Annotated in this window: 17 protein-coding genes; 10 read left to right on the forward strand and 7 right to left on the reverse strand. The window is 66.0% G+C overall.

Features of this window, described 5'->3' with window-relative positions:
• Positions 1-27: 27 nt before the first annotated feature.
• Together dusA and ACZZZD_RS07605 are read left to right on the forward strand one after the other, a co-directional pair.
• Positions 28-1,005 carry a tRNA dihydrouridine(20/20a) synthase DusA gene (gene dusA, locus ACZZZD_RS07600; protein ID WP_463433978.1) on the forward strand — a complete coding sequence of 326 codons (978 nt, stop codon included), beginning with the start codon at positions 28-30 and terminating at the stop codon, positions 1,003-1,005.
• 177 nt (positions 1,006-1,182) lie between these two features.
• Positions 1,183-1,740, forward strand: coding sequence for a 3D domain-containing protein (locus ACZZZD_RS07605; protein WP_463433980.1), 558 nt, complete (start codon positions 1,183-1,185; stop codon positions 1,738-1,740).
• Between the two features lie 73 nt (positions 1,741-1,813).
• Here the strand turns inward: ACZZZD_RS07605 and ACZZZD_RS07610 are convergent, their stop codons facing one another.
• The 4 genes from ACZZZD_RS07610 to ACZZZD_RS07625 all read right to left on the reverse strand — a co-directional run bounded on the left by ACZZZD_RS07610 (position 1,814) and on the right by ACZZZD_RS07625 (position 5,990).
• On the reverse strand, positions 1,814-2,704 hold the full coding sequence (locus tag ACZZZD_RS07610; RefSeq protein ID WP_463433982.1) for a hypothetical protein: 891 nt from the start codon (positions 2,702-2,704) through the stop codon (positions 1,814-1,816).
• Between the two features lie 79 nt (positions 2,705-2,783).
• The gene (locus tag ACZZZD_RS07615; RefSeq protein WP_463433984.1) at positions 2,784-3,107 is read right to left on the reverse strand and encodes an Mpo1-like protein; all 324 of its coding nucleotides are present in this window, start codon (positions 3,105-3,107) and stop codon (positions 2,784-2,786) included.
• A 38-nt stretch (positions 3,108-3,145) separates the two neighbouring features.
• Positions 3,146-5,044: a DEAD/DEAH box helicase gene (locus ACZZZD_RS07620; RefSeq protein ID WP_463433986.1), complete on the reverse strand. Its 1,899-nt coding sequence runs from the start codon at positions 5,042-5,044 to the stop codon at positions 3,146-3,148.
• 193 nt (positions 5,045-5,237) lie between these two features.
• A complete protein-coding gene (locus tag ACZZZD_RS07625) occupies positions 5,238-5,990 on the reverse strand; it encodes an SDR family NAD(P)-dependent oxidoreductase (protein WP_463433988.1) in 753 nt (250 codons plus the stop codon).
• A 164-nt stretch (positions 5,991-6,154) separates the two neighbouring features.
• Between ACZZZD_RS07625 and ACZZZD_RS07630 the strand changes: the two genes are divergently transcribed.
• Positions 6,155-6,364, forward strand: coding sequence for a flagellar basal body rod C-terminal domain-containing protein (locus tag ACZZZD_RS07630; RefSeq protein WP_463433990.1), 210 nt, complete (start codon positions 6,155-6,157; stop codon positions 6,362-6,364).
• Between the two features lie 9 nt (positions 6,365-6,373).
• On the opposite strand, the gene ACZZZD_RS07635 is transcribed toward ACZZZD_RS07630, so the two are convergent.
• A complete protein-coding gene (locus ACZZZD_RS07635; RefSeq protein WP_463433992.1) occupies positions 6,374-7,057 on the reverse strand; it encodes a winged helix-turn-helix transcriptional regulator in 684 nt (227 codons plus the stop codon).
• 60 nt (positions 7,058-7,117) lie between these two features.
• Between ACZZZD_RS07635 and ACZZZD_RS07640 the strand changes: the two genes are divergently transcribed.
• From ACZZZD_RS07640 to ku, 7 genes are all read left to right on the forward strand, one after another.
• Positions 7,118-7,561 carry a VOC family protein gene (locus tag ACZZZD_RS07640; RefSeq protein ID WP_463433994.1) on the forward strand — a complete coding sequence of 148 codons (444 nt, stop codon included), beginning with the start codon at positions 7,118-7,120 and terminating at the stop codon, positions 7,559-7,561.
• Positions 7,561-8,022 (forward strand): SRPBCC family protein, encoded by a 462-nt coding sequence (locus ACZZZD_RS07645; RefSeq protein ID WP_463433996.1) that lies wholly within the window; start codon positions 7,561-7,563, stop codon positions 8,020-8,022. The genes ACZZZD_RS07640 and ACZZZD_RS07645 overlap by 1 nt, the downstream gene beginning before the upstream one ends.
• Positions 8,019-8,468, forward strand: coding sequence for a VOC family protein (locus tag ACZZZD_RS07650; RefSeq protein WP_463433998.1), 450 nt, complete (start codon positions 8,019-8,021; stop codon positions 8,466-8,468). The genes ACZZZD_RS07645 and ACZZZD_RS07650 overlap by 4 nt, the downstream gene beginning before the upstream one ends.
• Positions 8,469-8,480: 12 nt before the next feature.
• A complete protein-coding gene (locus ACZZZD_RS07655) occupies positions 8,481-8,966 on the forward strand; it encodes a VOC family protein (RefSeq protein WP_463434000.1) in 486 nt (161 codons plus the stop codon).
• A 13-nt stretch (positions 8,967-8,979) separates the two neighbouring features.
• On the forward strand, positions 8,980-9,627 hold the full coding sequence (locus tag ACZZZD_RS07660) for a glutathione S-transferase family protein (protein ID WP_463434002.1): 648 nt from the start codon (positions 8,980-8,982) through the stop codon (positions 9,625-9,627).
• A gap of 25 nt (positions 9,628-9,652) precedes the next feature.
• Complete coding sequence (locus ACZZZD_RS07665; RefSeq protein ID WP_463434004.1) at positions 9,653-10,000, forward strand: DUF1428 domain-containing protein; 348 nt, start codon at positions 9,653-9,655, stop codon at positions 9,998-10,000.
• A 79-nt stretch (positions 10,001-10,079) separates the two neighbouring features.
• A complete protein-coding gene (gene ku / locus ACZZZD_RS07670) occupies positions 10,080-10,946 on the forward strand; it encodes a non-homologous end joining protein Ku (protein WP_463434006.1) in 867 nt (288 codons plus the stop codon).
• Positions 10,947-11,137: 191 nt separating this feature from the next.
• Here ku and ligD read toward each other — a convergent pair whose 3' ends face one another.
• Both ligD and ACZZZD_RS07680 read right to left on the reverse strand, forming a co-directional pair.
• Positions 11,138-12,997, reverse strand: a complete 1,860-nt coding sequence (ligD, locus tag ACZZZD_RS07675; protein ID WP_463436101.1) for a DNA ligase D — start codon at positions 12,995-12,997, stop codon at positions 11,138-11,140.
• Positions 12,892-13,692 carry a DNA polymerase ligase N-terminal domain-containing protein gene (locus ACZZZD_RS07680; RefSeq protein ID WP_463434008.1) on the reverse strand — a complete coding sequence of 267 codons (801 nt, stop codon included), beginning with the start codon at positions 13,690-13,692 and terminating at the stop codon, positions 12,892-12,894. Before ACZZZD_RS07680 ends, ligD begins: the two co-directional genes overlap by 106 nt.
• Between the last annotated feature and the right edge of the window lie 23 nt (positions 13,693-13,715).

A 13,715-nucleotide genomic window follows, 5' to 3' on the forward strand; every position in this document is an offset into this window, starting at 1 on the left:
AAGCGCGTAGAACTCTCTATCGCCCCGATGATGGACTGGACCGACCGGCATTGCCGGGCGTTTCACCGTGCGCTGACGACGCGGGCCTTGCTCTATACCGAAATGGTGACGGCGCCGGCGGTCTTGTATGGGGATCGCGAGCGGCTGCTGGGGTTCGACGCGCTGGAGCATCCGGTGGCGCTGCAGCTGGGCGGGTCGGACCCGGTGCAGTTGGCTGAGGCCGCGAAGATCGGCGAGGCGTTCGGCTATGACGAGATCAATCTGAACGTCGGCTGCCCGTCCGATCGAGTCCAGTCGGGCAAGTTCGGGGCCTGTCTGATGCGCGAGCCGGAGTTGGTGGCCGACTGTATGGCGGCGATCGCCGAGGCCGTGACCGTGCCCGCCACCGTCAAATGCCGCATCGGCGTGGACGATCAGGATCCGGCCATCAGCCTGTTCGCCACCGTGGACGCCTGCGCCGCCGTCGGGATCGAGGTCTTCATCGTCCATGCGCGCAAGGCCTGGCTGAAGGGTCTGTCGCCCAAGGAAAACCGCGACGTGCCGCCGCTGGATTATGCCCTGGTGCGCCGGCTGAAGCGCGAGCGGCCGCATCTGAACATCTCGATCAACGGCGGCATCGCCTCGTTGGACGAGGCCGAGGCGCATCTGGCCGAGGTCGACGGCGTGCGGCTGGACGGCGTCATGCTGGGCCGCGCCGCCTATCACGAGCCGGCCATCCTGGGTCAGGCGGACCGTCGCCTGTATGGCGAAGCCGTCGCCGACACCGACGCCTTCGCGGCGCTGGATCGCTATCGTCCCTATATGGCGGCGCGCCTGGCCGAGGGGGTCGCCCTGCCCGCCATGGCCCGGCACATGCTGGGCCTGATGCACGGTCGCCCCGGCGCGCGCGCTTTCCGGCGCATCCTGACGGTCGAGGCCATCGCGCCCGGCGCCGGGTTGGAGGTGCTGGACCGCGCTGTCGAGGCCGTGCGCGAGGCCGAGGCGCGTCGCGACGAAGCGGCGTAACTCACCCGGCCACGTCAGCAAGCTGGGGACGAATAACTCTTTTTTCTCAGCGAGTTAACTTAGAAACAAATCGTAACGCACAGCGCGCTGGACGATTTGGTCGCTTTCTCGCCACAAGTTAACGCGACAAGGCGGGCGCCGGCGGCGTTGGGAGCCGGTGTCTCCTGAGCGAAACTCATGATCGGCGCTTCCGCTGCTATCGCCATGCTTTGGGCTGCCGTGTCGTCTGTGACGAGCGGTCCTGTCCCCTACAATGATGTCGTAGCGGCGGATGAAGTCAGGGTTGAAACCCCTGCCGCCACCGTCGGTTCCGCCGAAATCGAAACCGCTCTGAACGCCGAACAGACCGAGCTGATGGCCGGCGATCCCGACTGGCGCGCCTCGGCGCGCCTCTATCACGCAGGCGGCGGCGGCGCGACGGGCAACGATTCCCTGGGTTGCCGTCCGATCGCCATGCGCACCGTCGCGGTCGATCCCCGTGTGATCCCGCGCCGCACCAAGCTTTTCATTCGCGAGACGGTCGGCCTGCGTATGGCCGACGGCTCGATCCACGACGGCTACTGGTACGCCTCCGACACCGGCGGCGCGATCAAGGGCCAGAAGATCGACCTCTACACCGGCAACGGCCGCGGCTCGATGAACCAGGCGCAGCGTCTGAACATGCGCACCCTAACCATCGTCGATGCCGGTGATTTCGACGGCTGTCCGCCGGCCTGGACCACCGCCTCCAACTGATCCGATGCAGAATTGAAAACGCCGGCTGACCGCGATGGTCAGCCGGCGGTGTCGTGTCTGGCTCTGGCCGAGATCAGTCCAGTTCGGACACTTCCAGCGTCGATTGCACCATTGAGCCGTTATAGGTGCCGACCCAGATGTCGTAGCGGCCGCTCTGCGGATTGGTGATCGTGACCTTGGGGTCCAGGTTTCCGCCGCTGTCGTCGTCGCAATAGAAGCGGCCGTTCGGCGTGTTGATCAGCAGGGTGGTGTCCTCGTCCGCCCGCACGCGGAACGTCAGGTCGCCCTCGCCCGGTTCGAAGAAGATCTGCATATCCGGCGCCGCGCTGACCGAGCCTTCGCAGCCCGACTTGGCGGCCGAGGCGGGCGACGAACCGCCCGCCAGGATCGACTTGGTCCAGGGATCGGGCGTGAAGCCGCCGCGCAGATTGGCCGTGCCGTAGTTGGGCGTCAGCTCCATATCGGGCGCGCCGCCCGCCGTCGTGTCCGTGCCGCCCAGTTCGCTGATCTGCAGCGTCGACTGGACCATGCTGTCGTTATAGGTGCCGACCCAGATGTCGTAGCGGCCGCTCTGGGGATCTGAGATGGTGACCAGCGGGTCCAGGTCGCCGCCGCTGTCGTCGTCGCAATACCACCGGCCGCTGGGGGTGTTGACCAGGACAGTGGTGTCCTCCGACGCCACCGCCTTGATGGTCAGGTCCAGATCACCGGCTGTGAAGTTCAGTTGCAGGTCGGGCGCGGCGCTGACCTTGCCTTCGCAACCCGACTGGGCGGCCGAGGCGGCGATCGAACCGCCGGCCAAGATCGACTTGGTCCAGGGGTCAGGCGTGAAGCCCGTCTCCAGCTCGACCGAGCCATAGTTGGGATCGAGCGTGAAGTCGGGTTTGGCCCCGCCCTTCTGCGCCAGGCTGACGCCCGGAGCGAGCAGAACCGAAGCGGCTGCGACGATGGCGATAGATTTCATGATGCTCCCTCCAGCAGCGGCGCGATGCCGCAGGGGGAGACTAGTCGGTTTCAAATAACCGCGCAGCTTCAAATACGGATCAAAAGCGGCGTTTGCCGGATGCCGTCTCGAAGAACAGGCGGAAGTCCCCCATCAGGCTCCAAAGCGGATATTTGAACGTGGCGGGCCGGTTCTTCTCGAAGAAGAAATGCCCCACCCAGGCGAAGCCGTAGCCGATCAGCGGCATGGCCAGCAGCCACCAGGGATTCTGCGTCGCCACAAAAACCCCGAACGCCAGGATCACCAGGCCGGTGCCGACGACATGGATACGCCGACACGTGCGGTTGGAATGCTCGTGGATGTAATAGGGATAGAAGGCCTCGAACGAGGCGTATCGTCCGTCGGGGGCGGTCGGCGTGCTCATGGACGAAGGGTGCGCCTCCGCCCACGATCAGGCAAGTCTCAGCCCTTGGGCTTGCCCTTGAAGCCGTCCTTCTTGAAGTTCGGCTTGCCCTGGAAGGCCTTCTTGACGAACGGCTTGTCGGCCGCTGCGTTCGAGCGCGGATTGCCGCCGCCGTCCGCCTTGGGCGCCCACGGCTTCTTGAAGGCCGGACGGGCGTCGCCTGCGCCGCCGTCAGCGCGTTTGTACGGCGTCTTCTTGAACGGACGATCACCCTCATCGCGGTTCGGCTTGCCGGCGAAGCGGCTGGACTTCATCGAACCCGGCGTCGGGGCTTCCGACGGCGTGATCTTCACCTCGTCCTTGGAGGCGGCGACGGCTTCGCGGAAGGCCTTCTCGTGGGTCTTGGCGACCTCGAACCGGGTCTCGTCGGGGAAGGTGCGGATGGCGCCGATCTGGGGCTTGGTGATGCCGCCGATGCGGCAGATCAGCGGGATCAGCCACTTGGGATCGGCGTTCTTGTTGCGGCCAACGTCCAGGCGGAACCAGACCACGTCGTCTGAGCCCAGGCGGTCGCCGGGCCAGGGCTGGGCCGCCGTGCCGTCGTCGTTGCGCACGGTGCGTTCGCGCTTGGCGGGGCCGCGATCCGAACCGGGATCGGACAGTTCTTCAGGCGCCGGTTGTTCCTTGCGCAACAGGCGCACCAGGGCGGCGGCGATCTCGTCCGGCGTGCGCTCGGCGATCATACGCTTGGCGACGATCATGTCCTCGTCGGAGACCTCGGCTTCGAAGAATTCGGGCGATAGCAGACGACCTTCGTCGGCCTTGCGGATTTCATCGAAGGTCGGCGCGCCGGTCCAGACGGCGTCGACGCCGGCCTCGTCCATCAGACGCTCAGCCTTGCGACGGCGCGAGTGCGGCACCAGCATCACGGAGACGCCCTTCTTGCCCGCCCGGCCCGTCCGGCCCGAACGGTGCAGCAGCCCCGCGCGGTTCATCGGCAGTTCGGCGTGGATGACCAGACCCAGGTCGGGCAGGTCCAGACCGCGCGCGGCCACGTCGGTGGCGACGCAGACGCGGGCGCGGCCGTCACGCAGCGACTGAAGCGCGTCGGTGCGCTCGCGCTGACCCATCTCGCCCGACAGGCTGACGGTCGAGAAGCCGCGTTCCAGCAGCGACGACTGCAGGTGACGCACGCTGTCGCGCGTCGAGCAGAAGACCATGGCGCGCGGCGCCTCGAACCAGCGCAGGGTGTTGACCACCGCATGCTCGATCTCGTTGGGCGCGATGCGATAGGCGCGGTATTCGATGTCGGCGTGCTGGCGCGTCTTGTCGGTGGCGTCGATGCGCACCGCGTCCTTCTGGTAGCGTTTGGCCAGGGTCGCGATCTCGCGTGCGATGGTCGCCGAGAACAGCAGGGTGCGGCGTTCGGCCGGCGCCTGGTCCAGGATGTGCTCCAGATCCTCGCGGAAGCCCATGTCCAGCATCTCGTCGGCCTCGTCCAGGACGGCGACCTTCAGCTCGGACAGGTCCAGGTTGCCCCGGTCGATGTGGTCCTTCAGGCGACCGGGCGTGCCGACGACGATGTGGACGCCGAAGCTCAGGGCGCGCGCTTCACGACGCGCATCCATGCCGCCGACGCAGGTGGCGATCTTGGCGCCGGAGTCGGCGTACAGCCACGTCAGCTCGGCCGCGACCTGCATGGCCAGTTCGCGCGTGGGGGCGATGGCCAGGCAAAGCGGCGCGCCGCCGGGACCGAAGATCGGCTTGTCGCCCAACAGGGTCGGGGCGGCGGCCAGGCCGAAGGCGACGGTCTTGCCCGAACCCGTCTGGGCCGAGACCAGCAGGTCGCGTCCCGCATATTCAGCTTCCAGGACCGCAGCCTGAACCGGGGTGGGTTCGGCATAGCCCTTGTTGATCAGGGCGCGGTCGAGCGCGGGATGGACGGCGGGAAAGGGCATAGGAAACCTGGGCAAACGGACAAGGGCGGTCGTTGAAACGACCGCGCCCGGCCGAGGTCAGACCTCAGGCCGGGCGAATGATGGCGCTCTATACACGAATAAGGGCGCAAGCGGGGCGGAAAACATCGTTACCGCGATCACTCTGCGAAAGACCGACCTCGGATCGGACCTTCGCCCGCTCGGTTTTGCCGGGTTAGACTTTAAAAGCCAGGAAGCCGTCGTCGGCCGCCACCGTCGATCCGTTGACAGCCGAGGCGGCGTCGCTGAACAGGAAGGCCACGACGCTGGCCACCTTCTCGGGCGAGATCAGTTTGTTGGTGACGTGCTGGGCGGCCAGGGCCGCGCGGGCGGCCTGATCCAGCTGCCCCATCATCGGCGTGTCGATGAAACCGGGCGCGACGGCCGTGACGCGGATGCCGTGCTCGGCTAATTCCAGCGCGCCCGACCGGGTCATGGCGATGACGGCGGCCTTGGCGGCGTTGTAGTTGAAGCTGCCCTTGGCGGCGACCGAGCCATAGATCGACGCCGTGTTTACGAACACGCCCTTTACGCCCCGCTCGACCATCTTCCTGGCCCCGTAATGGAGGCCGTAATAGACGCTGAACTGATCGACCTCGATAACCCGGCGATACGACGCAGGGTCCATCTCCAGCAGGGACTGGACCTTGGAGATGCCGGCGTTGTTGAACACGCCGGTCAGGGTTCCCAGCGTCTCGACCGCGAAATCGACCAGGGCCTCGACGGCGGCGGGATCTGACACATCGACCTTGAAGGCGAACGCCTTGACGCCCAGCGCCTGGACCTCGGCGGCGACCCGTTCGGCGCCGTCGATGTCGAAGTCGGCGATGATCAGATTCGCGCCCTGTCGCGCCAGCTCCAGCGCCGACGAATGGCCGATGCCGCTGGCCCCGCCCGTAACGATGATGGCCTGATCCTTGAGTGTCATGGCGCCGGTCTCCTTTGATGCATTGGCGTCCACCCGATATGGATCGGCGTTGGCGATATGTAACCCTTGCGGGCACATTTCACCGTTCACCCTGTTTGTTCGCGCCACGTTGACGGATCAGGCCTCATCTGGCCGCCGAGGGATTTCCTTTCGGGAGGCTTGAGATGCAGGCCCTATCCATCGGCGCCGCCGGAATGCTCGGCGCCCAGACCCGTTTCGACAACAGCGCGCGCCGCACCGCGACCGCGCCGCTGGATAACCTCGCCGAGGAAACCGTCGAACGCCTCCAGGCCAAGACAGCCTTCAGCGCCAACGCCGCCGTGATCCGCACCGCCGACGACATGATCGGGACATTGCTGGACATCCTGGCCTGAGGTTGGCCGTCAGGCCGCAGCCTTCTCCGGCAGGTTGAAGAAGCCCACGAAACGCTCGAACACGGCCCGGTCGCCGGTCAGGGTCATCAGCCCGTCGGCCTCGAATGCCGCGGGCGGAACCTTGCCATAGACGCAGGCGGCGACCAGCGGCGGCTGGGTGGCGATCACCACCTCGGCGGGGTCCGTCGCGTCGCGGCGCGTCGTGATGATTCCGCCTTCCACGCGGACCACGAAAGCCTCGTCGCCGAAGACGACGCCCAAGGTCATCGCCGCATCGCCGGCCAGGGCCGGGTCGAACATCGTCTCGAACGACATCATGATCGATATCGCACTGATCGGCAGGGTCGGGTCATGCACGGGCGAACGCGCCGCCCAGCCGCCCAGCACCATGAAGACCGGCTTGATCTCGTACCCCCAAGGCGTCAACTCATAGACCTGGACCGAGGCGGGCGGCGGCAGCTTCCTGCGCCGCAGGATGCCCGACGCCTCCAGCCCCTCCAGCCGCTGGGTCAGCACATTGGCCGAAATGCCGTGCAGATCCTTCCTCAGATCTCCGAACCGGCGCGGCCCCATCATCAGTTCGCGGATGACCAGCAGGGCCCAGCGTTCGCCGATCAGATCCAGCCCATGGGCCGCACCGCAGGCGTCGTGATACTTGCGCCCGGCCTTGTCAGTTACTTTTTCTAACTTCATGGTTGACTATCATAATCATCCGAGTCAGGTTTCGCAAACAAACAAGGAAGAGGAAACGCCGTGCCCCAGCTGATTTTCATCAACCTGCCCGTCACCGACCTGCCCAAGTCCATCGCCTTCTACGAGGCCGTCGGCGCAACCAAGAACCCCATGTTCAGCGACGACACGGCCGCCTGCATGGTCGTGTCGGACGTGATCCACGTCATGCTGCTCACCCACGACAAATGGCGCACCTTCACCGACCGCCAGATCCCCGACGCCCACGCCTCGGCCCAGGTCCTGCTGTGCCTGTCGCGCGACAGCCGCCAGGCGGTGGACGACATTGTCGATCAGGCAGGCGGCGCGGGCGGTCTGGTCGACCCCACCGCGACGCAGGACTACGGCTTCATGTATGGCCGCAGCTATGCCGACCCGGACGGTCACATCTGGGAGGTCATGTGGATGGACCAAGCCGCCGTCGCGGCCGGCCCCGAGGCCTTCGCCGCCAACGAAATGGCCTCGTGATGGCCGACCCTCGCGAGCTTAGCATCAGCCGCCTGATCCAGGCGTCGCCGGAAACCGTTTGGAAAATCTACGTCGAACGCACCACCGAGTGGTTCTGCCCGCGCCCCTGGACCACGCCCGTCGTCGATTGGGACCTGCGTGTCGGCGGACGGGCCAATATCGAACTGGCCTCGCCCGAGGGCGAAAGCCATCCCCATTCCGGCGTCTTCCTGGAGGTCGTTCCGGGCCGCAAGCTGGTCTCGACCGGCGCCTTCACCGAGGGCTGGGTTCCCCAGTCCGGGGACCTGGACTTCGTGCGCATGGACACCTTCGAACCCGAGGCCGGCGGCACGCGTTACACCTCCATCGCCCGTCACTGGGACGAAAAGACCGCAGAGAAGCACCGGACGATGGGCTTCGAACAGGGCTGGGGCGCCGTCGCCGATCAACTCGCCGCCCTGGCTGAGGAAGAACAGGCATGAAGATCACCCCCAATCTGATGTTCGTGGACCAGGCGCGCGAGGCGTTTGGCTTCTACGCCGAGGTGCTGGACGCCGACCAACTGAACCTGATCACCTTCGCCGACATGCCCGACGCCCCGGTCGGCCCCGAGTGGAAGGACAAGATCGCCCACGCCTGGATGCAGGTCGGCGAGCAGGCGATCATGGGCTCCGACAGCCCGCCCGGCGTGTGTGCTGACGACGCGGCTGACCGCGGGGTCGCGTCACGGACGCCCCCATCTGCCAACTCGATCGCCCTGCACTACGACGATGCCGATCAGGCGCGTCAGGTCTTCGACCGCCTCGGCGACGGCGGCCTGATCCAGCTCCCTTTCGCCGCCACGTCCTGGTCGCCCGGTTTCGGCATGGTGCGCGACCGTTTCGGCAAGGACTGGATGGTCAATACCTTTCCGCAAACCCACCCCTGAGGAGCGCGCGTCATGACCGATAAGATCATCCCCTGCCTGTGGTTCGACGGCGATGCTGAAGCCGCCACCGCCTTCTATGTTTCGCTGCTGCCCGACAGTCGCATCACCGCTGTCAACCGCTCGCCGGTCGATACGCCATCAGGCAAGGCCGGCACGGTGTTGACCGTTCAATTCGTGCTGGCGGGCCGGGCCTATCTGGCCCTGAACGGCGGCTCGGCCTTCAAGTTCGACGAAGCCGTCTCCTTCATGGTCATGACAGAGGATCAGGCCGAAACCGACCGGCTGTGGAACGCCCTGACCGCCGACGGCGGCCGCGAGAGCGAGTGCGGCTGGCTGAAAGACCGCTGGGGCCTGTCGTGGCAGATCACGCCGCACCGGCTGATGGACCTGACCACCGACCCTAATCCCGCCCGTGCAAAGGCCGCCATGCAGTCCATGATGACCATGCGTAAGATCGACATCGCGGCGCTGGACCGCGCCGTCGCTGCGGTCGCCTGAGGGACTAGGGCCGGTGTCACCCACCATCACGGCGTTCGAACGGTCGCCGGATCGCGGTCGCGGGCTGGCGCGCGACATGCGGGTGCGCTGGATGCTGGAAGAAATCGGCCAGCACTACGACGTCCGCTCCGTGTCGTTCGAGGCCTTGAAGCAGCCGGCGCATCTGTCGCGCAATCCGTTCGGTCAGATCCCCACCTATGAGGACGGTAATCTGACGTTGTTCGAATCCGGGGCCATCGTCCTGCATCTGGCCGAATGCCACAGCCGGCTTCTGCCGACCGATCCCGACGCGCGGTCACGGGCGATCTCTTGGATGTTCGCCGCGCTGAACACCGTCGAGCCGGCGGTGTTCGACCACAGCCTGACCCAGGTGCTGGAGCGTGATCGCCCCTGGTTTGACGAGCGTATCCAGACGTTGGAGCAACGCATCCGTGTTCGTCTGGCTCAACTGTCGGACCACCTTGGCGAGGCGGACTGGCTGGAGGGAGATTTCAGCGTGGGCGATCTGCTGATGGCGTCCGTCCTGCTTCGGCTGAAGGACAAGCCCCTGCTGGACGAACGACCCAATCTGCGCGCCTATCTCACCCGTGCGGAGCAGAGGCCCGCGTTCAAACGCGCGTTCGATGCCCAAAAAGCCGCCTTCGACACAGCCGACGCCTAACCCGTTCAACCCGAGGAGACACCCGATGACCTATGTGACCGGCTTCCTGACCCCCGTGAAAACCGAGGATAAAGACCGCTACGTCAAGTCCGCCGAAAAGGCCTGGCCCCTGTTCAAGAAATACGGCGCCGTGTCCCACGTCGAGACCTGGGGCGAGGATGTCCCCGACGGCAAGCTGACCAGCTTCCCCTTGGCCGTGAAGCTGGAAGAGGGCGAGGCGGTCGTATTCTCCTGGCTAACCTGGCCCGACCGCGCCACAGCCGACGCCTGCTGGTCGCAGATGGAGAAGGACCCCGACTTCGCCAACATGGACATGCCCTTCGACGGCAAGCGCATGATGTGGGGCGGGTTCGAGACTATCTTCCAGGGCTGACGGCTTCCTAGAGTGATGGGCGGCGGCCCTGTCGAACGCAAGTCGCCTTGATGCATTGTGCAGGGCGAGGAGAAACGACATGGCCGCTCGCCCCACCTGGCAAGGACATCTGAAGCTGTCGCTGGTCACCTGTCCGGTGGCGCTCTACACGGCGACGACCAGCACGAACGACGTGCGCTTCCACCTGATCAATCCCGACACCAACAACCGAATCCGCATGGTGCCGACCGACCCCGACACCGGGCCGGTGGAGCGCAGCGATCTGGTGCGCGGCTATGAGGTGTCCAAGGACGAGTACGTCCTGTTCGACGACGCCGACTTCGACAAGGTGAAGCTGGAAAGCACCAAGACCATCTCCATCGACAAGTTTGTAGACGAGGATGAGATCGATCGCCTTTATTGGGACGATCCCTTCTTTGTGGTCCCCGAAAAGGGCGCGGGCGTCGAGGCCTTCGCCGTGATCCGCGACGCCATGAAGAAACAGGGCAAGGTCGCCCTGGGCCAGCTCGTTTTGCGCGGCAAGGAACGTCAACTGGCGCTGGAGGTCCGGGGCAAGGGCCTGGTCGCCTACACCCTGCGCGCCCATGACGAGGTGCGCTCATCCGACGACTATTTCGATGACATTCCCACGGTGAAGGCCGACCCCGACATGGTCGAGATCGCCGCCCGGATCATCGGCCAGAAGGAGGCGGATTTCGACCCCGAGGAGTTTAAGGACCGCTACGACGACGCTCTGCGCGCCATGATCAAATCGAAGGCCAAGGGCGGCAAGGGCGTGGTCGATGTCGCCGAACCGGACGACACCAACGTCATCGACCTGATGGCGGCCCTGCGAAACAGTCTCAAGGGTTCGGCCTCGGGAGCGAAAAAGCCCGCCAAGAAGGCGGCTGCCTCAAAAACTGCTGCTAAGAAGAAGCCAGCGCCCAAGAAGAAGGCCGCCGCGTAGATCAGGCGGCGGCTATGAGGCGCCACCTCTTTTTTTCCGCTCATCCCGGCGAAAGCCGGGACCCAGTTCTTTCGCATCACCAGTGCCTTGGATGAACACCGGCCGTCGATCTCATGGACCTTTCGCCCAAAGCACTGGGTCCCGGCTTTCGCCGGGATGAGCGGGATAATGGGCGCAACTGAAGAGTAAGGTTAGACCCCCATCGCCTTCAGCGCCGGTTTCAGACTGACCGCCGAGGCGCGGAAATCGGTCCAGGGATCGGGCTTCTTCAACAGGCTCTCATAGGTCCACAGGTTGAAGGCCGCCGGGTCCAGCCCCGCCTTCACCTGCCCCCATGACAGCGGGAAGGCGACGCCCGCCCCGGGCCGTGCGCGCGGCGACCAGGGGGCCACCGCCGTCGCCATCCGGCCGTTTCGCAGATAGTCGAGGAAGATCTTCCCGCCCCGCGCCTTCTTGGCCAGGGTCGTGGTGAATCGGTCGGGCGCTTCGGCGCGAATGGCCTCGGACACCGCCTTGGCTAAGGCCTTGTTCTGATCCCAGGTCACGCGGGACCGGGCGTCCGTCTTGATCGGCACGACGACGTGCAGCCCCTTGCCGCCGGTGGTCTTGACGAAGGCCGCCAGGCCCAGCGACTCCAGCTTGGCCTTCACCACCTTGGACGCCGCGATCACGTCACCGAAATCCAGCCCCTCGTCGGGATCGAGGTCGAAGGTGATCTGATCGGGGATTTCCGGCTCGCCCGGCGCGCAGCCCCACGGGTGCAACTCCAACCCGCCCGACTGGGCGATGGCGACCAGGCCGCCGACATCGACGGCGGCGACATAGGGCGTGCGCGCCTTGACGTCGATCAGCTTCAAACGGGGGTTCGACCCCGCCATGGCGTGCCGCTGGAAGAAGGTCTCGCCGCCGATCCCCTCGGGCGCGCGAATGATCGAGGTCGGCCGGTTCGCCACATGGGCCAGTATCCGCTCGGCCGCCGCCTCGTAATAGCGCGCCAGGTCGGCCTTGGTGATCGCCGGCCGGCCGCCGACGGCGGGCCACAGCACCTTGTCGGGGCTGGAGATCGTCACCCCCGCCACCACGACCTTGCCCGGCTTTGACGCCGATCGCACCGTCGGCTTCTTCGTCTCGCCCATCTCCGTCGGCGGCTGCGGCGCCTCGGTCACCTCGGCGGCCGTCTTGTCTTCGCGCAGGCCCTTGAACGCCGCCTGCCTCAGCGAGCCGGACTCGGTGTATCCGCCATGCTCGACCTCGGCGACCAGCACCGGCTTGACCCAATGGATGTCCTTGGCCGATTTCGGCGCGCCCGCCCCGGAGAAGGGCGACTTCTCCGCCGCCACGCCCTTCAGCGCCGGGACCAGGGTCTTGGTCACAGCCTCGCCATAGCCGGTCCCAACCCGGCCGAGATAGCGCAGACCGCCCTTGTCACGGACGCCGACCAACAGAGACCGGAACCGCGTCCCACCCTCCGACGACCAACCGCCGATCACCACCTCGTCGCGTCCCCGGCATTTGGACTTCAGCCAGGTCGAAGATCGCCCCGCGTGATAGGGCGCGTCCAGTTTCTTGGAGATCACGCCTTCCAGATCCATCTTGCAGGCGCTCTCCAGCACCGCCTGCCCGGTCGAGGCGAAATGCTCGACGTAGCGCAGCCGCGTTGCGCCCGCCTTGCCGATCCGGTCCACATAGGCCTGCAGCCGCGCCTTGCGATGCGACAGCGGCAGCTTGCGCAAATCCTCCGCCCCCTCGAACAGCATGTCGAAGGCGAAATAGACGAGCCCCCCCGTTTTTTTGTCCGAGATCGCGGCCTGCAACGCGCTGAAGTCCGGCATGTGATCGTCGTCCAGCGCGCACAGCTCCCCGTCGATCACCGCATCGGGCCAGGTCGCCGCGTCCGCCGCCAGGTCCGAAAACTTGTCACTCCAATCCAGCCCCTTGCGCGTCCTCAGCACCGCCTTGCCGCCGCCGACGCCGATCTGGATGCGATAGCCGTCGAACTTGATCTCGTGCGCCCACCCCGCCCCCCCGGCGGATGATCGGTGACCTTGCACAGTTGGATCGGCGCAAAGGTCGGCGGCTTGGTCGCCTTCGCCGCCGCCTTTGACGGCTTGGGCTTGGCCGGTCCCTTGCGCCCCGTCGGCTTGGACGAGGTCCATTCCTTCGTCCCGTCCGCAATCTCGGCCAGCGACCGCCCCGTCGTCACCGAGGCGTCGATCTCGGCCAGGGCGTCGCCTTCGCCCGCCACCGCAAACTCATCCTTCTCCTTCAACAGCAGCCAGTTGTTCCGCTTGGACGGCTTGCCCCGGTCGCTCTTCAACCGGATCAGCGCCCATTTGCCCTTCAGCCGCTCGCCGTGAAGGATCATCTTGATCTGGCCCTTGGCCCAGGCCGCCTCCAGGTCCGGTTCCTGCGGTTCCCAGGTCCCGACGTCCCACATCTGCACCGTCCCGGCGCCATAGTTGCCGTCGGGGATGGTCCCCTCGAACGAACCGTAATCCAGCGGATGATCCTCGACCTCGACCGCCAATCGCTTGACCGCCGTGTCGCGTGACGGCGCCTTGGTCACGGCCCAGGATTTCAGCACCCCGTCCGCCTCGATACGGAAATCGTAATGCAGCCGCGTCGCCGCATGGCGCTGGATCAGATAGCGGAAACCGGCCTTGGACCGCCCGCCCTTGGCCCCTTTCGGCTCTGGCGTCTCGCCGAACCGCCGCTTGGCCTGATAGGTCTTCAGTTCACCGCGCATGAAGCGGTAATCCGCCTCGGCCC

This window comes from Brevundimonas sp. AC546, assembly GCF_979258305.1.

Excerpts from the sequence above, each read along its gene's own strand:
- dusA (WP_463433978.1), top strand. The coding sequence starts at position 28 with ATGATGGACTGGACCGACCGGCATTGCCGGGCGTTTCACCGTGCGCTG.
- ACZZZD_RS07605 (WP_463433980.1), top strand. The coding sequence starts at position 1,183 with ATGATCGGCGCTTCCGCTGCTATCGCCATGCTTTGGGCTGCCGTGTCG.
- ACZZZD_RS07610 (WP_463433982.1), bottom strand. The coding sequence starts at position 2,704 with ATGAAATCTATCGCCATCGTCGCAGCCGCTTCGGTTCTGCTCGCTCCG.
- ACZZZD_RS07615 (WP_463433984.1), bottom strand. The coding sequence starts at position 3,107 with ATGAGCACGCCGACCGCCCCCGACGGACGATACGCCTCGTTCGAGGCC.
- ACZZZD_RS07620 (WP_463433986.1), bottom strand. The coding sequence starts at position 5,044 with ATGCCCTTTCCCGCCGTCCATCCCGCGCTCGACCGCGCCCTGATCAAC.
- ACZZZD_RS07625 (WP_463433988.1), bottom strand. The coding sequence starts at position 5,990 with ATGACACTCAAGGATCAGGCCATCATCGTTACGGGCGGGGCCAGCGGC.
- ACZZZD_RS07630 (WP_463433990.1), top strand. The coding sequence starts at position 6,155 with ATGCAGGCCCTATCCATCGGCGCCGCCGGAATGCTCGGCGCCCAGACC.
- ACZZZD_RS07635 (WP_463433992.1), bottom strand. The coding sequence starts at position 7,057 with ATGAAGTTAGAAAAAGTAACTGACAAGGCCGGGCGCAAGTATCACGAC.
- ACZZZD_RS07645 (WP_463433996.1), top strand. The coding sequence starts at position 7,561 with ATGGCCGACCCTCGCGAGCTTAGCATCAGCCGCCTGATCCAGGCGTCG.
- ACZZZD_RS07650 (WP_463433998.1), top strand. The coding sequence starts at position 8,019 with ATGAAGATCACCCCCAATCTGATGTTCGTGGACCAGGCGCGCGAGGCG.
- ACZZZD_RS07655 (WP_463434000.1), top strand. The coding sequence starts at position 8,481 with ATGACCGATAAGATCATCCCCTGCCTGTGGTTCGACGGCGATGCTGAA.
- ACZZZD_RS07665 (WP_463434004.1), top strand. The coding sequence starts at position 9,653 with ATGACCTATGTGACCGGCTTCCTGACCCCCGTGAAAACCGAGGATAAA.
- ku (WP_463434006.1), top strand. The coding sequence starts at position 10,080 with ATGGCCGCTCGCCCCACCTGGCAAGGACATCTGAAGCTGTCGCTGGTC.
- ACZZZD_RS07680 (WP_463434008.1), bottom strand. The coding sequence starts at position 13,692 with ATGCGCGGTGAACTGAAGACCTATCAGGCCAAGCGGCGGTTCGGCGAG.